The following is a 23,897-nucleotide window of genomic DNA, read 5'->3' as shown; positions in this document are numbered from 1 at the left end:
TAAAATAGGGTATCCTTCTATATAAGGAGCAATTGCAACGACAATTTTAGGAGAGATAAAAATGATTTCACTAATAGTGGCCCTCGACAAAAACCGAGTTATTGGTTATGAAAAAAAAATGCCATGGCACTTGCCAGGGGAATTGAAGTATTTTAAAGAACAAACAATGGGGAAGCCAATGATCATGGGAAGAAAAACATTTGAATCCATTGGCCGTCCATTGCCTGGAAGAAGAAATATTGTCATCACGCGAAACGAAAACTACAATGTGGAAGACGTGGAAGTGGTAACAAGTTTAGAAGAAGCTCTGGAAATTTGCGAAGGTGAACAGGAAATTATGATTATTGGCGGCGAACAAATTTTCAAACTCGCTTTGCCAATAGCAGACAGACTTTACATTACCCATATTGACCATGAATTTCAGGGGGATACATTCTTTCCGCATTATGGTGAGGAATGGACATTAGTATCTGAAAGCGAACCAATCGAAACGACCGATGGCTATCATTATACTTATTGTATTTATGAAAGAAAATAAAAATTAAATGCATTTAAATAGCCAGAAGCTAAATGGCAAGGCACAAGTTTTCTTTATCATCAAAATGATAGGGAAAACTTTTTTGTTTTAAGATGGTCTTGATCGGATGCACCTGATGAGGTATGTAATGCTGGAATAGATAGCGTGTAAAGCGGAGATTAAGGGGAACTTTAGGAATAACACAAGATTAGTAGGTATCTAATCGAGTAAATCAAAGAATTTCCAAAAAAAACACTCCAATATAAACTTCTAAATGAGATTTACGGCTAGTATGCGCTGGATTTTCATTTAACAAGTCTATTCCGCAAATTACAGTAGGCTTCCATCACACTCCACTAACATTCAACTCAAATTTCACTCTCAACTGACATTTAAATTTTTCGAAATAATTTGAAACTTATCGCTTTTTAAACCGTATATAAACTGTAAGGATTATTTTGGGAAAGTTGGTGAAAAAAGTGTTGTATGATACAGATCTTGGAGTAATCTACTTGGTTGTGCTAATTAGCGCGGGGTGTTTGACACTGATTTATCTGCTGTTCTCAGAAATGCTGGATGGAGTATTTGAAGGAATTCCATTGATCGATCCTGCGGTTATTTTATCGTTCATCACGTTAACAGCGGCAAGTGGCTATTTATTTGAGAAGTTCTCGAACTTATCCAGTATCTCCGTTTTTATTATTTCTTGTGGCATCTCCGCAATTATTAGTACTTTCATCTATTTTTTTATTTTAGTTCCGATAAGAAGCGCGGAAGTTTCATTAGCTTATACAGAAGAATCCCTGGGTGGCCAAACCGGAAAAGTGATTGTTCCTATACCGGAAAATGGCTACGGCGAAATTGTGATTGAGACCGTCAATGGCGTCATTTCAAAGCGAGCAACTGGTTTTAATAATGAATTTATCGACTATGAAGAACAGGTCTTAATTATTGAAGCAAAGGAGGGAACGGTGTATGTGAAAAAATATGAATCACCCTATCAAATAAAATTGTAGGAGGAAAAGTATTATGATGGAGACAATGATTATTATTGGAGTCGTATTAGTCATTTTGTTGGCAATTATCGGGGTGTATATCGCAAAATACAAAACGGTTGGACCGGATGAGGCTTTAATTGTCACAGGCAGTTTTTTGGGGTCAAAAAATGTACATACCGACGACTCGGGTAATCGGATCAAGATTATCCGCGGTGGCGGTACATTCGTATTTCCTGTCTTTCAGCAATCGGAGCCTTTAAGTTTGCTATCGAGCAAGCTGGAGGTCACAACGCCTGAAGTCTATACCGAACAGGGTGTGCCAGTGATGGCCGATGGAACTGCCATCATTAAAATTGGCGGCTCCATTTCGGAAATTGCTACAGCAGCCGAACAGTTTTTAGGAAAGACGAAACAAGATCGCGAAAACGAGGCAAAAGAAGTGCTGGAAGGACATCTGCGTTCCATTTTGGGTTCCATGACAGTGGAAGAAATCTATAAAAATCGTGATAAGTTCTCACAGGAAGTACAGCGTGTCGCAACGCAAGATTTAGCGAAAATGGGTTTAATTATCGTTTCATTTACGATTAAAGATGTTCGCGATAAAAACGGCTACCTGGATTCTTTAGGGAAGCCAAGAATCGCACAAGTAAAACGCGATGCAGATATTGCCACTGCGGAGGCAGAAAAAGAAACACGCATTAAAAAAGCGGAAGCTGAAAAAGAAGCGCAAAAAGCGGAATTGATGCGTGCTACGGAAATTGCCGAAGCAGAAAAGGAAAACCAACTGAAAATCGCAGAGTTCAAGCTGGAACAAGATAAAGCAAAAGCCCGCGCAGACCAAGCCTATGAGCTGGAATCTGCCAAAGCAAAACAGCAGGTAACCGAACAGGAAATGCAAGTAAAAATTATTGAGCGCCAGAAACAAATCGAGCTGGAAGAAAAAGAGATTTTGCGCCGAGAGAAACAATATGATTCAGAAGTGAAGAAAAAGGCGGATGCGGATCGTTATGCAGTTGAGCAAAATGCAGCCGCTCAAAAAATGAAAGATTTGGCCCAGGCCGATGCCGAAAAATACCGTATCGAATCGTTGGCGAAAGCCGAAGCGGAAAAAATCCGACTGGACGGGTTGGCAAAAGCCGATTCTGAACGAGCGCAAGGGGAAACGGAAGCAGAAATCATTCGTCTCAAAGGGTTAGCTGAAGCCGAAGCAAAACGCAAAATTGCGGAAGCCTTTGAACAATATGGCCAAGCGGCTGTATTGGATATGATGATAAGAATGATTCCAGAGTTTGCAAAAGAAGTAGCATCACCACTATCCAATATCGATAAAATTACAGTTGTCGACACTGGTAGCGGCGAAGGTGGGGGAGCAAATAAAATTACGGGATATGCTACTAATCTAATGGCTACTTTACAAGAATCTTTAAAAGAAACTTCTGGTCTGGATGTTAGAGAATTGCTGGAAAGTTACTCGGGGAAAAACTCTATAAGACCAAGCATAGACAGATTGACTGAAGAAGTGGTTAATGCACAAAAGTAAGCTTTATATTGTTAAAACATTCCTTATAAAATAATGCTGTTTAAGAGTTGGAGAAACGCTTAAAAAACCAGAAAATCATAGATTTCCTGGTTTTTTATATGGCCAATAAACGAACAAAGATTCTAGATAAAGTCGATTCTTTTTTTAGTTCTACATAGACCAATGATAAATTGACATTAAATCCCTTTCCTTTATAAATTCTTCACTTTGACCTTTGTTTGCAGCTTCATCTCCGCTGCTGTTTGTTATTCCGCTTCCTAAACTATCTCTCCCTACGGAATCACCTGTCCCCTCCGAATTGGAATTGCTGTTATTATTGCTATTTTTAGAAGGTGAGGTATTCGATGGATTGTTCTCCAATACAGCGCTACTTTCTTTTGTATAACTATCATTGCTGATCATTACATTTGTATGTAACGGTATCATGGAAAATAAGGATTCTATATCCGAATTAGTCAGTCGAATACAACCATGCGAAACGTTCTTTCCGATGCTGCTATCCTTATAAGTTCCGTGGATGGCGTATCTGGCATCAGAAAGCTCTAAGCCTCTTGTTCCGAATACAGGCGTTGAAGAAGATATCTGGAAGTTCGGAAAAGCTACTCTTTTTGTGATTTTAAAAATTCCTTCTGGGGTTGAATCGTCCTTCCCTAAACCTACTTCGAAATTCCACATTGAAACACCATTCATTAAAACATCCAATCTATGAGTCGTTTTATCAATGTGTATTTCTAAAGGAGTGAAATCACATCTTTTGGTACATGGATGTTTGAAATTTGGTTTCAAAGAAGTTGCAATTAACTCTTCTAAGTCGGAAACGGAGTGATGGTCCAATGTGAAATCTTCAGGAGGTGAATAAAACCAACCACCGGTATTGTCGAAAGAAACTTTGACATGATTTTTATGTGATTTCGTATTAACTGGAATGGACGAAATATAATTATTTGGGAAATCTTGCGTTAAGTCGGACAATGAGTGGGGAAATCCACCTGTCTTTATTACGTAGTGATATAAGGCGCTTCTTAGTATTGCTAGGGAAAAAGCGTCCTCATCGTATGTAATATCGAGTTTTTTATTTTTATTAATAAGAGTAGGTTCTGCTTTGTCCGGAAATGAATAGATTTTTGCCACTTCGGTTTCGCCATTGGATTTAGTTTGTATGGCAGTTAAATCAAAAGAATTCTTTGGATTGAGCATTCTCAATTCAGCAGTTATTTCCATTAGTTCATTTTTTATTTCCACGGAAGACTTTGAATCATCAAAATGCAAATAGTGCGTATGATGTTTTAAAGTATCGATAGCTGATTCTTGATTTATCGTAAATCCAATATCATTCACATTATTCAACAATAGCAACAAAGACAGAACTAATATTATGAAAACAACCAAGTGTTTTCTTAACAGTTTTTTACTAGTCTTAAAAGGAGTGGGTTGTTTGGGATATAGTTCGTTTTCAATGCGTTCGATATTTTCTTCGGATTCTTGGTATCCGTTGTTTAACGCTAATTGAAAATAGTGAAGAGCAAGTTTTAATTTTTCTTTATAGACTGCTTCACCGTTTTTTTTGAAATTTTGAGCTTCAAATTCATACTTGCAAGCTAAAGCATACAAAGTATAAGGATTTTTTGGGTTATCTAATAATATTTTTTCATAATAGTGTGCTTCCTTGGATTTTGATGGAATATTTTTTGAACTTGTTTTGTTATGATTTTTATTTTTCTTGCTCAATTTTCTACCTCCGAAGAAAATAACTTAAAAAAATATATGTTTTTTGATAATTAAATATTCTGAAAGTAAAAAAAGCATTCTAAGATAATTTAAGTTTTTTCAAATCTAAACAAAACAAAAAAGAATCAGATGAAACCCCATGCATTTTCGGTTGTATGAGATTATTTTCGAACAGACACTCTAAAAAAATGTTATATGCAGGTAAGGGAATTTAAAATAAATACAAGTGTCAAAACGCCGCCAATAGAATAAAAATGATTAAGTTAATTGAACTCTCGGTTGAGTATGCTTTTATATTAAAGTTTATTGAATACTAAACTAAGGATGTTCAAGTGTTTTGTTGTCATTTTATCCTCTTTTATTCATAAAATTTGAATGGGGGAGTGATGTTTTGTTTACAGAAAGCTTTACTGAAATCTTATTATCTAATGGAAACTCTTATGTAATTTCAGGTAACTATGAGAAAGTTATAAAAGATTTCTTTACTGATTCGGGACAACTAGTTAAATTTTATAAAATTGATAACAGTTTTATTAACGTAGCCTACATTGTAGAAATTAAAGATTACCGAGAGGATTAAAATGATCGCTACCGCAACTTCGGAGGGAATTTTAAATGTAGCAATTGATAGCCAAAGTTTTATTAAATAAATAAAATTTAGCTTTTGCAAAAAAATTGCAAAGGCTTTTTTGCTTGAGGAAGATATTGCGTATTGATCTCTTCATTTTCTTCGGTATATCCCGATTTCAGGAAGAATTAGGTATATTGGGAAATGTTTTATACAATAATTATTTAAAGTGTTTTATGATAAGAGGAAATGGAGTTATTTTATAGTGATCGGAGGTAGGGGGAAAGTGAATAACACGAATAAAACAGTAGTCAAATCGATGAATATTCTAAATTTATTTATTGTACATAGTGAATTAACCTTTCAAGAAATAATTAATCTCTCAGGTATACCAAAAACTTCGGTTTATCGAATGCTTTCAACTTTGGAAGAAATGGAGTTCTTAGTAAAAGGAACAGATTCTAAATATCGTTTAGGTCTATTGTTTCTAAAATTCGGTCATTTGGTTTCATCAAGGCTTGATATACGAAAAATTGCTTACCCATACATGAACGAACTGCATAATGAGACGAAAGAAGCAATCAATCTTATTATTCGTGAGGGTGATGAAGCGGTTTATATAGAGAAGGTAGATACCCAACAAAAAGTTCGGCTCTATACAGCAATCGGTCGAAAGAGTCCTTTATATGCAGGTGCTTGTCCACGTGCTATCCTGTCTTTCTTGCCTGATCAAGAGGTGAAAGACTATTTGGAATCGGTAGAGCTGAACCCGATTGCAAAAGGAACGATTACTGACAAGGAAAAACTTTATGAGATTATTCAACAGTCCAAAAAAGAAGGATATACAATCAGCCATTCTGAATTAGAAAACTACACATCTGCAGTTGGTGCGCCTATCTTTAATAATCTTGGTGAAGTAGTTGCAGGAATTAGCATCGCAGGAATTGAAGCGAACTATCAAGGAGATAACTTGGAGGTATTTCAGGAAAAGGTGAAAAAAGCAGCTTATGCAATATCAAAACAGCTTGGTTACTGACATTATGACGGGGCGTCTTGACCACGAGGCCATCAGACAGCCCCCATCCTCAATGCTCATGTAACGCTTTAATAACAATGCCCGAGGCAATTTGATTAAGGATATTTTCTTTTTCCATTAATAATGATTCAGCTTTTTCAAGTGTGGCTTCTTTAAAAAAGATTTTGGATAGCGGCTGCATTTGGGATAATATAGGCAAGTCTGCCGTTATGACCTGTCCAATTTTCGGATAACCTCCTGTTGTTTGCCGATCCGCCATTAATATGATCGGTTGACCGCTCGAAGGCACTTGAATCGTTCCATATGTGACTCCTTCAGACAACAAATCGAATTGTTCTGAAAGCTGTAGGGTTTCTCCGTCTAAGCGATAGCCCATACGATCTGCTTGCGTTGTAATTACATACTGTTTCGTTTGAAAAGTCTGCTGACTGGATACCTGAAAACGCTCGTACTCTGAACCGCGAATAAATCGAATTGTGAATGAGTTTGGAAAAGAGAGCAGTTGAGTAAAGTTAATGGACCAAGTAAAATGTTCGTTATTTCTTTTAAGTTGATTTATGAATGCGTGGCTAATGTTACTATTTGGGCTCCCTACAAGTAATTTGTCGCCCTTTTGTAGGGCTCTGCCATTAAATCCGCCAATTGCTGCCCGTAAATAGGTACTTTTACTTCCCATAATTTTAGGGACTTCTATTCCCCCGGCAAATGCAAGGTATGCTCTACAACCGGAAACAGCAGATTTGAATTTTAGGATAGACCCTTTTCGAATATAGATTGGACGCCACATCGGTGCTGTTTCTCCATCGATTGTCGGCTGTAAATCTCCCCCTGTAATAGCTACCAAATGATCACTTTCAAATTGAATGCTTGTCCCCAAAATGGTAAGTTCAAGCACAGCTTCATTTTCCTCGTTCCCAACAAGCATATTTGCAATTCTTAATGAATAGGCATCCATTGCACCACCAACAATCACACCGTATTTTTGCGAGCCAAATCGTCCTAAATCCTGGATTGTTGCAAGCAGCCCTGGATGCAAAACAGTAATACTCATGACTTCAGCTCCTTATATTCTTCAAATTCTTTTTCGGAAATGGGTACAAAACGAATTCGATCACCGGCTTGCAATAATGTTGGAGGTGATGAAGGGGGCAGAAATAGCGCCAAAGGAGTCCGGCCAATAATTTGCCAACCACCTGGGGTTTCCAACGGGTATACGCCTGTCTGCTTACCCGCTATACCAACAGAACCAGGATGAATCGCCAATCGGGGAGAATCCTTCCTAGGTGTTGCTATGCGTTCATCCATACCTCCCATAAAGGGAAAGCCAGGTGCAAATCCAATCATATAAACTAAATATTCATTAGCAGAATGTATATGGATAACTTCCTCTCTAGTGAGCTGATTATAGTTTGCTACATAATCCAAATCAGGGCCAAAGTCTCCACCATAGACCACTGGTATTTTGACAATTCTTTGTTTCTTGATATCTTCTATTCGAAGATTTTTTAGTAAGTGAAATACATGCTCACTTACAATTTTATACGGACTTTTTGAATTGCTTGCAGTTCTAGATTGAAATACTTCGATCGGATTGTAATACACTGTCAAAGTAGTATAAGAAGGCACTGCTTCTATAAATCCGGTAAATGAATTTTTTTCTAATAACAAAGATAGGTTTTTTACTTTTTGATGTGTGGAAGGGTGAATTTCTGAGCCTAAACGGATTACTAATGCTGAGTCTCCTAAAGGCTGAATGCATTCATTTATGTTATAAGACGTCATGCGAGTCAACTCCTTTAGTTCCGGAATTAGGAACTGTCGTTCTATATTACGGATAATGATTCTATTATAAAAGTTTCAGAGAGAAAAACAAGATTATATTTTGATAATTAATATTTTTCTTATAATTCTAAATTTAAGATTTTAAACTCAAAATAATTATGCTAGAATTTATACTATAATTTAAAACTTTTGTTCCAAATTTCGGAACTATCTATCAAGTCATTACGGGAGGGAGAAAAATGTTTCTTGTAGATTTAAATTGTGATTTAGGAGAAAGCTTTGGGCGTTTTAAATTGGGGGAGCAGGAAGAAATCCTAAAATATGTGACTTCTGCAAATGTTGCATGTGGTTTTCATAGTGGCGATCCTACTGTTATGAGGGAAACGGTAAAATTGGCATTAGACAAGGGAGTTGAAATTGGAGCGCATCCGGGGCTCCCCGACTTGGTTGGTTTTGGGAGAAGAGAAATAGCTATTACACCGCAAGAAGGCTATGATATGGTAGTTTACCAGATTGGTGCATTGCAAGGATTTTTAGCAACATTCCATGAAAAAATGCAACATGTAAAACCACACGGTGCCCTATACAATATGGCTGCAAAAGATTCGCAACTTGCAGAAGCGATTGCTCAAGCAATTTATGATGTGTCACCAGAGTTAATCTTATTTGGTCTTGCAAATAGTGAATTAACTAAGGCAGGAGAAAGAATCGGATTAAAAACAGCACACGAATTTTTTGCAGATCGTACGTACCAAGCAAACGGTTCACTTACAAGCCGTACACAAAAGGATGCATTAATTACAGATTATAATCAATCAGCATCTCAAGTGATTCGAGCGGTGAAGGAAGGAAAAGTATTGTCGCAACAACATACGGATGTGACATTGCGTGCAGACACGGTATGTATTCATGGGGATGGGGAAAATGCTTTACTATTTGCTAAGCATTTAAATGAAACTTTGGAAAAAAACGGGATTTCAATTTCTGCAATTGGGAAGTGGGGGAGTAAATAGATGCAAGGTACGAAAAAAAAGCCAGTAATGGATGATATTCAATCTTCTGAAGTGAGTGGAGGAGGTCCCGTAAAAAAGAAAGTGAATAGAAGTGTCCTTCTCGGAGCCGCATTTTTAATGGCGACTTCTTCCATTGGTCCAGGTTTTCTAACACAAACTACTGTTTTTACACAACAATTGGCTGCAAGTTTCGGTTTTGTCATTTTAATATCATTGTTTCTGGATATCGTTGCTCAGATGAATGTTTGGAGAATTATTGGTGTTTCAGGCCTACGTGGACAAGAGATTGCAAATAAAGTCCTTCCTGGGTTGGGTGTAGTACTTGCAATTTTAATAGTTATTGGCGGTTTGGCTTTTAATATCGGGAATGTCGCAGGAGCAGGATTAGGGTTAAATGCAATGCTGGGGCTAGATCCAATTGTTGGAGCTGTTATTAGTGCTGGAGTTGCAATATTTATTTTCTTAGTAAAAGAAGCTGGCAAAGCGATGGATAAGTTTGCACAGTTTGCAGGGATTGTTATGATTTTGCTGATGATGTTCGTTGCTATCAAAACAGCTCCACCAGTTGGAGAGGCAATTGTTCGTACATTTGCGCCGACTGAAATTAGTTGGTTTGCAATCGTAACTCTTGTTGGTGGTACTGTCGGTGGCTATATTACATTTGCCGGGGGGCACCGTCTACTAGATGCAGGCGTAAAAGGAATCGAATCATTACCGGAAATTACGAAAAGCTCAGTGGCCGGTATCCTTGCAACTGGAGTTATGCGTGTAGCTTTATTTTTAGCAGTACTTGGTGTTGTATCTCAGGGACTATCCATCGACCCAGATAACCCTCCTGCATCAGTTTTTCAACTTGCTGCGGGTGAAATTGGCTATCGTATTTTTGGAGTAATTATGTGGGCAGCTGCCATTACTTCAGTTGTTGGTGCAGCTTATACTTCTGTTTCGTTTATTCGTACTTTCCACCCTTCAATTGAAAAGTATCATAATTGGATTATTATTGCTTTTATACTTATATCAACTATAGTATTCGCCCTTGTTGGAAGACCAGTAAATATTCTTGTTATTGTAGGTGCTCTAAATGCATTAATTTTACCGCTTGCATTAGGAACATTACTGATTGCAGCGTATAAGAAAAATATTGTAGGTGCATATAAGCATCCTTTATGGCTAACAATCACTGGAGCGATTGTGGTTGTGCTTATGGGATATTTAGGAGTCGTGACACTGATCGAACAATTGCCTTTATTATTTAAATAATTTTTTTGTGAAGCAATTATTCTATTATAATAGGGGGATATAATTTGAGAGATGTAGCACTGCTAGAACCTAAAGAGATTAGAGCATTAATACGAAAACAGGAAATAACAGGGCCGACAGCTGGATTGTCAAAAGGGTATACCCAAGCAAACTTGGCTATTTTAAAAAAAGAACATGCTTTTGATTTTTTGCTGTTTTGCCAGCGCAACACGAAACAATGTCCCCTATTGGATGTAACTGAGCCAGGTTCATTTCGTCCGGCGTTAATAGCAAAAGATGCAGATATCAGAACAGATTTCCCGAAATATCGTATCTACCGGGACGGAGTATTTTCTGAAGAGGTAACGGATATTACAAATTTTTGGGAAGATGACATGGTTGCATTTTTAATAGGTTGCAGTTTTACTTTTGAAAGGCCGCTTCTCGAGAGTGGCATTCCAATCCGACATATTGAGGAGAACTGCAATGTTCCAATGTACAAAACGAATATTCCTTGTGTAAAGGCTGGAATATTTGAAGGGCCGACTGTTGTGAGTATGCGCCCTATGTCATCAGCAGATGCCATTCGTGCGGTTCAAATTACATCTCGTTTCCCAGCTGTTCATGGTGCACCTTTGCATATCGGTGACCCATCCCAAATCGGGATATACGATTTATCGACTCCGGACTTTGGGGATGCAGTAACTATAAAAGCTGGGGAAGTTCCTGTATTTTGGGCATGTGGCGTGACTCCACAAGCCGTAGCAATGGAAAGCAAGCCATCAATCATGATTACTCATGCACCGGGATGTATGTTTATCAGTGATGTTAAAGATAAAGCCTATAGTGTGTTATAGGTTAAGAAAATCTTTTAAGATTCATTAATTCACTATGAACAATAGTTGTAAGGTACATCAAGGTTTTCATCATAATAACATATAATTTATAAAGAAATTTTAAGCAGTGGGTCTAATATGGCTCATTTTTTTTATTCGTTTATTGTGGTAAAACGAAAATAAAGTAAGTGTCTCTACCAAGATATATAATAGGAAATATTAGCTCTTGTGACAGGAAGGTGGTCAGAATAATTAAAGAAATAATTAATAAATGTATTCAAGTGAACCCGGAGAAAACTGTAGCTTTAACAACGGAAATAATGGTTTTGCTTGTATTCAAAATCTGATTGTCATGAATATGTTGAAGGTAGTAAAGCAATATGGGTTGTCGGAATCCTGGAAATTCGGCTGAACCTGATATACACTTTTAAGTAGTGATTTCATCTGTTTCTGGATACTCTATCGATTCAACCGTGAATCTGATGCAAAGAGATAGGTTAGTTCTTAAAAATCATCAAAATAATAGTTATGAATGGAGAGATTATTTGAACGATTGGGATATCACCATAGATTCGCTTTCGAAGATAAATATCGTTTCAAATCCCGATAATGAACCTGTCACCATACAGGGCTATGCTGATGATATGAAATGTATAGGAACAGGGACGGATGCGGCTGTTTTTCAGTCCGTGAAAGTTCCGGCCTATGCCTTTAAAAAGTATGCAAAAGATAAAGCAGCTAAAGTAAAAATAGAAGCAAGTGTATATCGAATATTAGGAGATTCACCTTACTTTTCAACTTGTTTTGATGCGAAGCATGATTATCTCGTCTTAAGCTACGAGGAAGGAAAAACGCTCTTTGATTGCATTTTGCAGGGTACTCATATTCCGGAACAGGTTGTAAAGGATGTAGAGGATGCAAGAGAATATGTGCGCGGGAAAGGTCTTAACCCCCGTGACATCCATTTAAAGAACATCTTATTGCAGAATGGAAGAGCAAAAATACTTGATGTTTCTGAATATGTCCTGCCAGGAAACGATTTTCGGTGGGAGCATCTTAAAAAAGGCTATGAAGAGTACTATCATTTAATTGATGGGAATTCAGTTCCATTTTGGCTGGTGGAAACGATTCGAAAATGGTATAACCAACGGGGAAAGAATTTTTCATCCTTTGACGAGTTTACAAAAATCGTTTTGAATCTCTTGTTTAAAAAATAAACGCTTCGTATGTCATTGCACTACCTTTAAATGGTGATCATCACTCATTTAAAGACAGTGCTTTTTTATATCACAACAAAATTAATCTGCCTAGCCAAGAGCGTTAATTTTCAGATAACAAGTTGACAGTTTGTAGCACACTATTTACTATTACAATATAACTTTATTGAATTAGTTGTTCAGAGCTAAATTGCAGCTTCAATCCTGCAAAAAATATAATACACAAAATGTTGGGGATGATGAAAACGATGACGATCCAATCAAAAGATAAAGAACCTCATGAGATTAAACAAGACTTCCCGGTTAACTTTGATAACCTGGAAGCAAAAGCGAAAGAAATTCTGCCATTGGGAAATTTTGAGTATATTCGAGGTGGGGCAGGCCAAGAGCAAACCATGCGAAATAACAGAATCGCTTTTGAAAGTTATGCATTTATCCCGCAGCTATTGAATGATACATCGTCTATTGATACGAGCATTTCACTTTTCGGCATATCCTTTCCCAAGCCATTTATATTTGCGCCTGTAGGGATGAATATGCTTGAACATCCTGATGGCGAATTGGCAGTCATAAGAGCTGCTTCAAAATTGAACATTCCATACGCTTTAAGTACAGTTTCAAGTTATTCACTCGAAGAAGTAGCAGAGGTTGCTCCTGACCACACAAAGTTTTTTCAATTGTATTGGTCAAAAGAAGAAGAAATATCATTCAGCATGATTTCCCGTGCCGAAGCTGCAGGATATCGAGCCATCGTGCTGACAATTGACACAACCGTTTCAGGCTGGCGTACTGGAGATTTGAAAATCAATTTTTCTCCACTTTCCCAAGGCTTTGCTAAGGGAAACTACGTGAACGACCCCATTTTCCGCAAAAATCTATTGAATGGGTCGTATGAAAATTATATTGATGGGATTTTAAAAAATATCGATCATGCTCATCTAACATGGGCTCATATCGAAAAGATAAAAAAACATACCAAACTTCCGGTCCTCTTAAAAGGAATTTTGCATCCGAATGATGCGGTAAAAGCTCTTGAAAGCGGAATAGATGGCCTGATTGTTTCGAATCATGGCGGCCGTCAATTGGATGGGGTCATCGGCAGTCTGGATGCTTTGCCTAATATCACAAAAGTGGTAAACGGAAGGGTACCTGTCCTATTTGACAGTGGCGTTTATAGTGGTGTGGATGCATTTAAAGCATTGGCATTGGGTGCTGATGCGGTTTGTATCGGCCGGCCTTATGTATATGGCCTTGCCATTGCAGGTGAACAGGGTGTACAAAATGTTATGATGAATTTATATAATGAACTTGTTACTACAATGACATTGGCAGGGACAAGTTCAATGGAAGAACTGAAAAAAGTAGAACTGGTAAAACGGAATAATCAAATGTAAAAACTTTTCATGCGTAGAGGGACTGTCTAGAATTCTTCTGGACGGTCTCGGTGCTTAGTGGAGTATTACCTTAAACACCGAAATTCATGACTTTGAAATCGATTACATTTGTCATGTTTACGCAAAGACCTTTTCTTCTTATAATAAGTCTAATCTAGTTAAGGATGTGTCATTTTCTTGGGACGAATTCATATTGTTACAGATTCTACTTGTGACTTAACAAAAGAAGAACTGATGGAGCACGATATTAAAGTCGTACCTTTAACAATTCAAATTGATGGAAAAACCTATATTGACGGAAAAGATGTTGAACCTCATTCTTTCCTGGAGCTAATGCAGCATTCAAGCAATTTGCCTAAAAGCTCCCAGCCGGCACCGGGGAAATTCAAGGAACTTTATGATGAATTGGGGAAAGATGGAGATAAAATCATCTCAATTCATATGACTGGCTCCATGAGCGGGACGGTTGATTCCGCCAGACAAGCAGCCGAGCTTTCGTCTTCGGATGTTACGGTGGTGGATTCCCGTTATATCGCCATTGCACTGGCCATCCAAATTCGTGAAGCGATCAAGCTTCGGGATGCCGGCGCAACAGTGGAACAAATTGTCGCGCGGTTGGACGAGGTAAGAAAAAACACTCGATTATTTGTAGTGGTGGATACTTTGGAAAACCTGATTAAAGGTGGACGTATTGGAAAAGGAAAGGGAATGGTTGGTTCTCTTTTAAATATTAAACCAATTGCCACTTTGGATGATGGTTCGTATACACCTGTCGCAAAGGCGAGAAGCCATAAACAAGCGGTCAGCCATCTCTTTAAACAATTTAAAGAAGACGTAGAAGGAAAAACAGTAAAAGCGGTAGGTATTTCCCATGCAGATGGGTTGAAAACAATGGGGAATGCCTTGATCGAACAAATCCACACAACAGGCTTTTCCGATGTGGAAGTTAAATTCACTTCCCCGGTCATCAGCACCCACACTGGCCCAGGTGCCATTGGGTTTATTTATTTTGCAGAATAAAAACTGTTGCATTCTGCTTAAAGCAGTCTGCCTCTAACTTAGTTCGTTCAAAAACAACTTAGTTCTATCGCCGAACAACTAAGTAGCTCGGTCTTAAAGAGATTGAGAAAAGCAATCGAATAAATATCAGAGAAAGTGTCAGATCCGTATTGCAGAAAGATCTGGCACTTTTTTTTCTATATTTTTTTCCACCACTAAATTGGTTCATTTACTAAGCAAAAGAATACCGTTTTAATTACCATAGCGGATTTTAAGCCATTAACCATCTAAAAAGAAAACTGTTTGGGTGGAGAGAAGAGAGCAAAGAAAATTTTTAGAGGGAAAATAAGTTAGATAAAGTAATGGAGAACAAAAAATTGTCTTAATATGGATAAAAGTAACTATTTTTATCAAAAAATGAAGGGATTATTAATTGTTGATGGAAATATTATAATTAAGCTGTTAAGTAACATCTTTTCTGTAGTGTCGAAAAATAAAATATAAGTTCTTTTAATTATCTTGTCAGAATAAAAAATTAGTTTTAAAAAAGAGGTGCTACTCACTAATTCATCATACATACCTATTAAAGTTAAAGTAGAGCTTGTTTAGATATAAAATTATGCGGATGAAATATTAGTTTTCTTAATTAACTAAATATTATGAATAATATTAATAAAATTATATATTTATAAATTTGTTTAATGTTTAAATGCTTCAAAACAATAAATGTTTAAATTTGTTTGAAAAGTATCAAGCCTAATGAATTGAAGATTTTTGGGCGAATTTAACAGATTTGGAGAGTGATTAAGATGGAACTAATATATAAAACAACACAAGTGGAAACAGAACTGAAAAACGCATTGGAAAAAGAAGAGTTTCGACTGTATTATCAACCAAAAGTCAACTTGTCAACGGGAAAGATCGAAGGAATGGAGGCTTTAATACGGTGGGAACATCCAGAAAAAGGATTAATTCCTCCAGCGGAGTTTATTTCATTTGCAGAGGATTCTGGACTAATCTTTCCCATGGGCGAATGGGTTTTACGAACAGCTTGTTTACAGAACAAGAATTGGATGAAGGCTGGTTTTTCTCCTATGGTGATGTCTGTGAATCTTTCTGTTCGTCAGCTTTATCAGCCAAATATAATTGATATGGTTTGTGGAATTTTAGAAGAAACGAAACTTGCCCCTGAATATCTTGAAATTGAAATCACAGAGAGTGCTATGGTTGATAAAAAAAGAGTTATCGAAGTTATAAGGGGATTAAGGCGATTAGGAGTACAAATTAGTATAGACGATTTTGGAAAAGGCTATAGTTCTCTCCAATATTTAAATGAATTCCAAATCGATAATATAAAAATTGATCAAACTTTTATTCGCAATTGTACAACTAATACTAACAATTCAACCATTGTAAAAATGTTTATAGAAATAGCTCAGCGCTTAAATATGAAAGTAATTGCGGAAGGAATTGAGACAAAAGAAGAATTGATTTTCCTCCAACAAAATTCATGTAATTATGGACAAGGATATTTATTTAGTAGACCTTTACCGCCAGATGAATTAATTCAGTTTTTTGATAAAATAGAACAACTTACCCCTCAAGAAGGAATTTCCAAAAATTTATATAATCAAGGCTCTATGAATGAAGGTTTGGAAAGTAACCATCAAGAACTACGGGATTCTATGAGTCAGCAACAAGGAATGACATTTAAGTTTATTAAGAAAAATGATAAATTCATACACACTGTATGCGAAGGGAAATTATTGTATAGATTGGGTCATACTTCCGAACAAGTGATTGGGAAGGAATTAAAAGATTTTTTACCTATTGATATAGCCAAGGAAAAAACGAAACTTTACCATAAAGCTTGGCAGGGGGAAGAAAATATAATGTATGAGGGAGAACAAAATGGTATACATTATTACGCTTCGCTATCCCCAATCAAAAAAAATGGACAAGTTCAAGCAGTTATTGGAACGTGTGTCAATATTTCAGAACAAAAGCGCATAGCAAGGGCTGTAGAGGAACAAAACTTTAAATACGAGGTTATTACTGATAATATGCTTGACTTAGTTGGAATGTTGGATAAAAACGGTAAAGTGCTTTATGCCTCTTCATCTCATGAAAAGATATTAGGGTTTCCATCTAACAAATTTGTAGGAGATTCTATATTAGAATTAATTCATGCTGAGGACATACGTACCATTGAAAAGCAATTTCATCTAATGCTTGAGTCAAAACTGCCCTGTCAAGTGGAATTGCGCTATAAACGTGCCGAAGGGGGATGGGTAGATATAGAAGCAAAAATTTCACCTGTCTGTAATAAAGATGGCGAAATTGAATATTTTATTGCGGTTGGAAGGGAGATATCTGAACGAAGAAGAGTTGAAGAAAGAATGATTAAGTCTGAAAAACTTTCCGTTGTTGGACATTTAGCCTCAAGTATTGCCCATGAGATCATCAATCCTTTAACTTCAATAAAGGGATTTGTTCAACTCCTTCAAAATGAAGTAAATAATTCTTTATATTTAGATACAACTTTAGATGAAATTCGTAAAATAGAAGAAATTATACAGGAATTTATAGAATTCACAAAGCCTAGTATATCAAGTGTAGAAAAAATTAATATTACTTCTCTTTTATTAGAAGTGTATAAATTATTACCTTCGCATTCGAATTTGCAAAGTATTGAAATTAGACAAGAATATGCCTTGGATGTGCCTGAAATATTTTGTAATAAAAATCATATGAAACAAGTGTTTATCCATATTTTGAATAATGCAGTTGAAGCAATGCCAAATGGGGGAATCATAAAAATCAATGTTCAAAGATGCGACGATAATTACATTAAATTTAGTTTTATTGACCAAGGATACGGTATCTCTAAAGAAAGAATAAAGAAAATTGGAGAACCATTCTACAGTATTAATGAAAAGGGAACAGGTTTAGGATTAATGATTTGTCATAAAATTGTTCAAGAGTATGGTGGAACAATAGAAATAAAAAGTGAAATAAACAAGGGAACGACTATTGATGTCATTTTACCTATTAAATATCCTTTGGCTATGGGGATAAGTGACAATTTAATTTAACAATAATTTTGCTCGGACTATTTTTACTATTTACATGATGTAAATATGCATTTGAATCTATCCAAAACAGCTATATAAGACACTCATAAAGTATTTCAAAAAAGTGCCAGATTCCTTATCCTCAAGGAGCTGGCACTTTTTTATTATAAATAAGCCAGTAAGTCCTTAAAATTAAAGGGTGGTTCTATTTTTACATCTGCTGAGATTTGGTAAATCGGGTTGGATTGGGTCCAAACCCGATTTTCTTCAACACTTCAATTAACATCCTGTTTCCATCATCACACTTATTGTAACTTTATTTAAAAACCAGCGACTAATCCATTAATAAATATGATTAGTTGTGAGGTGATTTATATGAAAAATCATATTCATATGATTATTTGCATTTTTATAAGTATTTTATTTTTGAGTTCTTTTCCTTCCAATACAAGTGCCTGCTCATGTGCACAGTCGCCAACTGCTGAAGAAGAATTTGACCGCTCCAGTGCAGTGTTCAGTGGTAAAGTAATCAAGATGGAAGACAAACGAAGCTTGAATGGTTCTGCTTCAAAGACCGCTCGCTTTGAAGTGAACAACGTTTGGAAAGGTCCCAGTCAAACACAAATCGAGATTAGTACCGGACTGGGTGGAGGGGATTGTGGCATTGATTTTAAAGAAGGGTTCGAATATTTGGTCTATGCGAAAGAATCCACTATGTACGGTGAAAAAACGCTTGTTTCGGTCATTTGCGATCGAACAAACCAATTAAGTTCTTCACAGGAGGATTTAGGGATGCTGGGTGTAGGGTATCCCCCAAGTGAAGAAGTAGATTTAAGCGACCCATCTATAGGAAAACAATTCTTTTTATGGGTTACTATTTTTATAGGTGTTGCTATTTTATTGAATATCCATTTTAAAAAAGATAATAATAAAGCGAATGATTAGGGTGAAATCATCGGGGTTTCCACATTTAAATGGGACTATCGAAGAATTTATCCCCATTCAACTTGCAAAAAAGTTATCAAAATATTAGTGATATATATTTGCCATATGTTATTATATTTAATTGCAAAACCTGTTTGAAAAAGGAAAACCTGATCGAAAGACAGGGACTCAAAGCCACAAGTCTAAGGTTCAGTACTATGATGGTTGGGCTGCCAAAAAGGAGAAATAGGAATGAATTTTTCATTAAACGAATTATCCATTGAAATCTACCAATCAATCATTGAACACAATACGGATGCAATCTTCATACTTTCTGCAAATGGTCAAATACTAGAAATCAACAAAAAGGCCTTAGATATTTATGGTTATTCGAAGGAAGAGTTAAAAGGGATCCATTATAAGGAAATGATTGTGCCTGACTATTTGGAAAAAACGATGGAATCCGTAGCGCAAACGTTAAGTGGGCAGCATTGCGAGTATGAAACACAGGTATATCATAAAAATGGAGAGATTCTTCATTTATTGGTCAAGATTATGCCAATACTCATTAAGGATGAAATTAAAGGGATTTTTGGCGTAGCAATCAATCGGACAGAATTTTATAAAACGAAGGCATCTTTAACGAAAACGGAAAGGGATTTAAAAAAATCCCAAAAAAACTTGGCAACGATTCATATGGCCTTAGAGGAATCTTCTATCTTGGCCATTACTGACCGCAAAGGCAGCATCGAATTTGCAAATAATAAGTTTTGTGAAATCTCAAAGTACTCCATGGAAGAGTTAATTGGCCAAGATCATCGAATTTTGAATTCTGGTTATCATTCAAAAGAATATTTCAGAGAAATGTACAGGATGATCGGCAGCGGCAAATCATGGAAAGGAGAAATCCGAAATAAAGCGAAAGATGGAAGCTTTTACTGGGTTCATACCACGATTGTCCCTGTTTTGGATGACGATGGAAAACCCTGTCAATATGTTGCGATCCGAAATGACATTACTGAAAGAAAACAAGCAGAAGAAGCTCTTCGACAGAGTGAAGAACGTTATCGGAAATTAGTTGAATTATCACCCGATCCCATAATTGTTCATACGGACGGTATATTGAAGTATGTAAATGATGCCGGAGTGAAATTATATGGAATTGATAGTTCCGATGAAATAATAGAAAGACCGATTTTGGATTTTGTCCATCCTGATTATCGAACAGCAGTAAAACAGCGAATGCATAATTTGAAGAAATTGGGAAACACCGTTGACCTGCTTGAAGAAAAAATCGTTCGATTCGACGGAAGCCTGATGGATGTTGAGGCAACCGGCGTTGGAATTCATTATGAAGGGAAACCTTCCGCCCAATTGATCGTAAGGGATATTACCGATAGAAAACTAGCGGAAGAAGCTCTTCGGCAGAGTGAAGTGAAATATCGCTGGATTACGGAACACATGACCGATTTGGTAGCGATTATTGATGTCAATGGGATGGTAAATTATGCTTCTCCTTCCTATGGATTTCTAATCGGATATACACCTCAAGAATTTGAGGGAACAGTTGTTTTTGACCTGATTCATCCCGATGACATGGCTTTTGTAACACAAGAGTTTCTAAACATGATTCAAACCAAAAAGGAAGCGCTTATTGAATTCCGTTTTAAAGATGCGAACGGAAATTGGGTGTGGGTGGAATCGAAAGGGACGCCAATTTACGATGAACATGGAAAATTCCTTCATGCTCTGGTTGTCTCCAGGGATATATCGGAGAGGAAGGTTTTGGAAGAGAAATTATTGCATATGGCGTATCATGATGCCTTAACCGATTTGCCGAATCGGAGATTGTTTAAGGAAAGGTTATCCCAAGCCATTAAAGAGGCAGAAAGTGAGCATAGAATGATGGCTGTTATGTATCTGGATATGGATAAATTCAAGCATATTAATGATACATTGGGACATGATGTTGGCGATGAACTCTTAATGCAATTTGGCAAGAGGGTAAAAAGGAATCTTCGTCAAAGTGATATTCTGGCAAGGCAGGGTGGAGATGAGTTCACGATTCTCCTGCCGTACATAGAACATAAACAAGAAGCCATTCAAGTTGCTGAGAGGATTCTTCATTCCCTGCAGGAACCCTGGCAAATCGGCAATCATACCTTCCATACCACTTCAAGTATCGGGTTGGCGTTTTATAGTGAAAATGGCTTAACGAGAAACCAATTGATGAAGTCGGCAGATGCCGCTTTATATGAAGCCAAGAGTAACGGAAGAAATAATGTGAAGCTAGCATCGACCTACTTTTCTGACAAATCAAGCTTATAAGATTGGATATAACGGAGTTTCCTATTAGGAGGCTCTTTTTTTAGATTATGAAAAGCTGGCTGGCAGCTAAACTGGGAAACTTTTGATTTTTGATATCTAAGAAGAAAAAAGCGCCAAACCCCAAAATGGAGAACAGCACTTTTTAAATAAATTAGTGAGGATTAGTATAAGTTCTCTTAGTGGTAAACTAAAATAAGCAAAGCTTTACGGCTAAGGTCGGCTATTTATGTTTTTGCTTTTTTGCCAGGTAAGTACAATAGTGAAGCATATTTTTTGGTATATCCATTTCCAGGTTAAATAAAACGGGCAAGCCCGGACGCCAATTTACTTCATAGATCCAGATTTTATTATTTTGATCGAGTCCAACATCAATTCCCAGTTCGTCTAATGGTTCGTCAAATAAACTATCAAAATGTGTTGCAAATTGTACTGAAAATACTTCTAAATACCGTTTGACATCAAAAAAATCTTTGCCAAATTGTTCCTCGAAAAAAGGATTGGTCATGCTTGTAAAGCCGGCCTTACTTAAGTTTGCTACAATTCCTTTACTGGCAATCCGAGGATACATCGCCGTTAATACCCATTTACCTTCCCCGTTTTTTTGGACATGCAGGCGAAGATCAAATGCATGACCTTGTTTCGTCTTTGATTGAATAAATGGTTGCACTAAATACGTTTCCTCTTCTGTTAATAGCTCCTCTAACCACTCTTTCAGTCGTTCTTCAGACATTGCATATTCAGTTTCTGAAATGATTAATAAATAATCATCCTGTCTTTTTTCGATTAAAAGAATACTTTCCCCTTTGGCACCTGAAATAGGCTTTATAATAATTGCGTTAAATTTTTCGATATAGTTAAGGGCTGTTTCCACGTGTTCGAAATTATCTGAAGGTATTAAATATTGAGCGAAAAGTGACCCTTTTTTAATTCGATTATAAACGCTCATTTTATCTCCTATAGCGTGACTGGTAAAAGGTAGTTCTTTTTCTAAGGCATCCACTATAGAGCTTTGCTTTGCAGTAATTGTTCCTCCGGCATTGTAAACAACATCCGGATATTCAGTTTCCCTTTCTACCCATGCTCCATTCTCGTAAAATAGTCCATTAATTCTTCTGTTTTTAAGATCCACTCTTCCAGGAGTAAAATAGAAAAAATTGATCCCTTCCATTTTTGCGGTGGCTGCAAAAGCATATGTCTTAAAAACGGTTTGCGGATCCTTTCGGTAGTGTAGCATACCAACTGTAATCAACCGTATCCCTCCGATTGTTTTAGCTTTTAAATTAAGTTAAATCTATTAAACGATAAAACTTCTAAACGAAAAAGACTTATTATTATGATTTAATTTAGTTGTTCTATGGGTTTTAAATGAAATTCAATTTTTTGTGCGGCATATTTCGCATTCTCTTTGGCCTGTTCACTAGATTCTCCGGTTGCGATTACGTATGCATAACGTTGGCCCATAGAAATAGGGGGAGAAAGCAGCGAACCCTTTCTTGGTTTTATATATATTTCTTCTACGCCTGGGCATAGAGAAGCTTGTTTTCTGCCCGTCACTTTTTCTAGAATTCCGCTATCTGAAATCGTAACGTATTGTGTAAAGACTGGTTTCTCCCATCTCGGTTCCAATATAGGGGTATTTCCAAGTAAAAGTTTTAATGTTTCTTCTACTAAATTAATTCCATATGCTATTTCAATCATTCTGTTCATTGCCCCACCTGAAATTCTGGGATTTATTTCAATCAGCTTAACATGGTTATCAACAATCCGGATCTCTAAATGACAAGCACCATTTTTCATTTCAAAAAGTCCGATTATGTCGTTGACTGCTTCTTGAATGTTTTCCAGAAGAAGCTCATCGATTTCACTTGATAAACTATATCCAGTGATAATAAATCGTTTAAATTTAACAATTTCTTGTTCTAAGATAGCTACAATATGAACATCTCCATTGACAACAATCGTTTCAACGAGGTATTGCGGGCCATCCAGAAATTCTTCAATTAAAATTGGCAGGTCAGGATATTTATTTGTTAACAATTTTACAGTTTTTTGAAGTTCTTTATCGTTTTCAACTTTCAGTACATCTTTTGAGCCGGTTGATAGAGGAGATTTGACTATAAACGGATAAGTATATTGTTTTTTTATGGATGGGAGTGTTTCCTCAAATTCGCTAATCTTTAACTTAATAAATTTGGGTGTATAAGGTGAGTCTTTCAGCAATTCCCTGGTTGAAATTTTGTTTTCCATTGCTATGATCGCATCAATTGACAAATTTTCTTTACAATATTCCTCATGTAATTGTGCGGCTAATGAAACGTATGGATCGACAAAACTTACAATTGCTTCGATTGTTAACCCGTTGTTTTGATTATTTTCAATGGCATCCTTTAGTTCTTGTTGATTGTCAAAATCCACTAATATCATTTTATGAACGTCCGGAAATTCGCCCCTTTGATTCAATAACTTTTCATTGCTTGTAAAAAGAACAGTAAAGTAGCCAAGTTTTTCAGCGGCCTTAATGGCTTCTCTACTTGAACCTGACTTCATTGTGTGAAGAAAGATGATGGTTCTCAACTTGAGTTTCCCTCATTTCTTTTCATTAAATGTATTGATCACAATTGTGTTCAATTAATTTTGATTGTTTTAAACAATTCGCAGCCTACTGGAAAGGTTTTTAATTGGATTCATGGTCAACCATTACTAT

At 36.6% G+C, this 23,897-nt stretch carries 19 protein-coding genes and 1 riboswitch; of the genes, 14 read left to right on the top strand and 5 right to left on the bottom strand.

What is annotated here, in order from left to right:
- Window positions 1-61: 61 nt before the first annotated feature.
- The 3 genes from folA (at window position 62) to D1B33_RS08705 (ending at window position 3,055) form a co-directional block, all read left to right on the top strand.
- On the top strand, window positions 62-538 hold the full coding sequence (folA, locus tag D1B33_RS08715; protein WP_118875984.1) for a type 3 dihydrofolate reductase: 477 nt from the start codon (window positions 62-64) through the stop codon (window positions 536-538).
- Between the two features lie 449 nt (window positions 539-987).
- A complete protein-coding gene (locus tag D1B33_RS08710) occupies window positions 988-1,533 on the top strand; it encodes an NfeD family membrane protein (RefSeq protein ID WP_233549428.1) in 546 nt (181 codons plus the stop codon).
- Window positions 1,534-1,549: 16 nt separating this feature from the next.
- On the top strand, window positions 1,550-3,055 hold the full coding sequence (locus D1B33_RS08705; protein WP_407656721.1) for a flotillin family protein: 1,506 nt from the start codon (window positions 1,550-1,552) through the stop codon (window positions 3,053-3,055).
- A gap of 150 nt (window positions 3,056-3,205) precedes the next feature.
- Here D1B33_RS08705 and D1B33_RS08700 read toward each other — a convergent pair whose 3' ends face one another.
- A complete protein-coding gene (locus D1B33_RS08700; RefSeq protein WP_118875981.1) occupies window positions 3,206-4,783 on the bottom strand; it encodes a L,D-transpeptidase in 1,578 nt (525 codons plus the stop codon).
- A 391-nt stretch (window positions 4,784-5,174) separates the two neighbouring features.
- Between D1B33_RS08700 and D1B33_RS08695 the strand changes: the two genes are divergently transcribed.
- The gene (locus tag D1B33_RS08695) at window positions 5,175-5,363 is read left to right on the top strand and encodes a hypothetical protein (RefSeq protein WP_118875980.1); all 189 of its coding nucleotides are present in this window, start codon (window positions 5,175-5,177) and stop codon (window positions 5,361-5,363) included.
- Between the two features lie 274 nt (window positions 5,364-5,637).
- Complete coding sequence (locus tag D1B33_RS08690) at window positions 5,638-6,387, top strand: IclR family transcriptional regulator (RefSeq protein WP_118876084.1); 750 nt, start codon at window positions 5,638-5,640, stop codon at window positions 6,385-6,387.
- Between the two features lie 49 nt (window positions 6,388-6,436).
- On the opposite strand, the gene D1B33_RS08685 is transcribed toward D1B33_RS08690, so the two are convergent.
- On the bottom strand, window positions 6,437-7,438 hold the full coding sequence (locus tag D1B33_RS08685) for a 5-oxoprolinase subunit C family protein (protein WP_118875979.1): 1,002 nt from the start codon (window positions 7,436-7,438) through the stop codon (window positions 6,437-6,439).
- The gene (gene pxpB, locus D1B33_RS08680; RefSeq protein ID WP_118875978.1) at window positions 7,435-8,169 is read right to left on the bottom strand and encodes a 5-oxoprolinase subunit PxpB; all 735 of its coding nucleotides are present in this window, start codon (window positions 8,167-8,169) and stop codon (window positions 7,435-7,437) included. The genes D1B33_RS08685 and pxpB overlap by 4 nt, the downstream gene beginning before the upstream one ends.
- Window positions 8,170-8,408: 239 nt before the next feature.
- On the opposite strand from pxpB, the gene D1B33_RS08675 reads away from it, so the two are divergent.
- The 9 genes from D1B33_RS08675 to D1B33_RS18320 all read left to right on the top strand — a co-directional run bounded on the left by D1B33_RS08675 (window position 8,409) and on the right by D1B33_RS18320 (window position 21,193).
- Complete coding sequence (locus D1B33_RS08675) at window positions 8,409-9,182, top strand: LamB/YcsF family protein (protein ID WP_118875977.1); 774 nt, start codon at window positions 8,409-8,411, stop codon at window positions 9,180-9,182.
- Between the two features lie 27 nt (window positions 9,183-9,209).
- Window positions 9,210-10,442, top strand: a complete 1,233-nt coding sequence (locus tag D1B33_RS08670; protein WP_118876083.1) for an NRAMP family divalent metal transporter — start codon at window positions 9,210-9,212, stop codon at window positions 10,440-10,442.
- A 44-nt stretch (window positions 10,443-10,486) separates the two neighbouring features.
- A complete protein-coding gene (locus D1B33_RS08665; protein ID WP_118875976.1) occupies window positions 10,487-11,278 on the top strand; it encodes a putative hydro-lyase in 792 nt (263 codons plus the stop codon).
- 524 nt (window positions 11,279-11,802) lie between these two features.
- Window positions 11,803-12,474 (top strand): serine/threonine protein kinase, encoded by a 672-nt coding sequence (locus tag D1B33_RS08660; RefSeq protein WP_118875975.1) that lies wholly within the window; start codon window positions 11,803-11,805, stop codon window positions 12,472-12,474.
- 248 nt (window positions 12,475-12,722) lie between these two features.
- A complete protein-coding gene (locus tag D1B33_RS08655) occupies window positions 12,723-13,868 on the top strand; it encodes an alpha-hydroxy acid oxidase (protein WP_233549427.1) in 1,146 nt (381 codons plus the stop codon).
- A 177-nt stretch (window positions 13,869-14,045) separates the two neighbouring features.
- Window positions 14,046-14,888: a DegV family protein gene (locus tag D1B33_RS08650; protein ID WP_118875973.1), complete on the top strand. Its 843-nt coding sequence runs from the start codon at window positions 14,046-14,048 to the stop codon at window positions 14,886-14,888.
- 788 nt (window positions 14,889-15,676) lie between these two features.
- The gene (locus D1B33_RS08645; RefSeq protein ID WP_118875972.1) at window positions 15,677-17,962 is read left to right on the top strand and encodes an EAL domain-containing protein; all 2,286 of its coding nucleotides are present in this window, start codon (window positions 15,677-15,679) and stop codon (window positions 17,960-17,962) included.
- Window positions 17,963-18,316: 354 nt separating this feature from the next.
- Window positions 18,317-18,886 carry a hypothetical protein gene (locus D1B33_RS08640; RefSeq protein ID WP_118875971.1) on the top strand — a complete coding sequence of 190 codons (570 nt, stop codon included), beginning with the start codon at window positions 18,317-18,319 and terminating at the stop codon, window positions 18,884-18,886.
- A gap of 132 nt (window positions 18,887-19,018) precedes the next feature.
- Window positions 19,019-19,103: riboswitch (cyclic di-GMP riboswitch) on the top strand.
- A gap of 14 nt (window positions 19,104-19,117) precedes the next feature.
- Complete coding sequence (locus tag D1B33_RS18320; protein WP_147370390.1) at window positions 19,118-21,193, top strand: PAS domain S-box protein; 2,076 nt, start codon at window positions 19,118-19,120, stop codon at window positions 21,191-21,193.
- Window positions 21,194-21,413: 220 nt separating this feature from the next.
- Here the strand turns inward: D1B33_RS18320 and D1B33_RS08620 are convergent, their stop codons facing one another.
- Together D1B33_RS08620 and D1B33_RS08615 are read right to left on the bottom strand one after the other, a co-directional pair.
- Window positions 21,414-22,442, bottom strand: coding sequence for a YheC/YheD family endospore coat-associated protein (locus D1B33_RS08620; RefSeq protein WP_118875970.1), 1,029 nt, complete (start codon window positions 22,440-22,442; stop codon window positions 21,414-21,416).
- Window positions 22,443-22,531: 89 nt separating this feature from the next.
- A complete protein-coding gene (locus tag D1B33_RS08615) occupies window positions 22,532-23,767 on the bottom strand; it encodes an ATP-grasp domain-containing protein (RefSeq protein WP_118875969.1) in 1,236 nt (411 codons plus the stop codon).
- Window positions 23,768-23,897: the final 130 nt, after the last annotated feature.

The organism is Ureibacillus yapensis (genome assembly GCF_003515775.1).
Lineage (GTDB): Bacteria > Bacillota > Bacilli > Bacillales_A > Planococcaceae > Ureibacillus > Ureibacillus yapensis.
The sequence above is the reverse complement of the archived record's forward strand: the minus strand, read 5'-3'. Positions and strand labels throughout refer to the sequence as shown.

Excerpts from the sequence above, each read along its gene's own strand:
- folA (WP_118875984.1), top strand. The coding sequence starts at position 62 with ATGATTTCACTAATAGTGGCCCTCGACAAAAACCGAGTTATTGGTTAT.
- D1B33_RS08705 (WP_407656721.1), top strand. The coding sequence starts at position 1,550 with ATGGAGACAATGATTATTATTGGAGTCGTATTAGTCATTTTGTTGGCA.
- D1B33_RS08685 (WP_118875979.1), bottom strand. The coding sequence starts at position 7,438 with ATGAGTATTACTGTTTTGCATCCAGGGCTGCTTGCAACAATCCAGGAT.
- pxpB (WP_118875978.1), bottom strand. The coding sequence starts at position 8,169 with ATGACGTCTTATAACATAAATGAATGCATTCAGCCTTTAGGAGACTCA.
- D1B33_RS08675 (WP_118875977.1), top strand. The coding sequence starts at position 8,409 with ATGTTTCTTGTAGATTTAAATTGTGATTTAGGAGAAAGCTTTGGGCGT.
- D1B33_RS08670 (WP_118876083.1), top strand. The coding sequence starts at position 9,210 with ATGGATGATATTCAATCTTCTGAAGTGAGTGGAGGAGGTCCCGTAAAA.
- D1B33_RS08655 (WP_233549427.1), top strand. The coding sequence starts at position 12,723 with ATGACGATCCAATCAAAAGATAAAGAACCTCATGAGATTAAACAAGAC.
- D1B33_RS08645 (WP_118875972.1), top strand. The coding sequence starts at position 15,677 with ATGGAACTAATATATAAAACAACACAAGTGGAAACAGAACTGAAAAAC.
- D1B33_RS08640 (WP_118875971.1), top strand. The coding sequence starts at position 18,317 with ATGAAAAATCATATTCATATGATTATTTGCATTTTTATAAGTATTTTA.
- D1B33_RS18320 (WP_147370390.1), top strand. The coding sequence starts at position 19,118 with ATGAATTTTTCATTAAACGAATTATCCATTGAAATCTACCAATCAATC.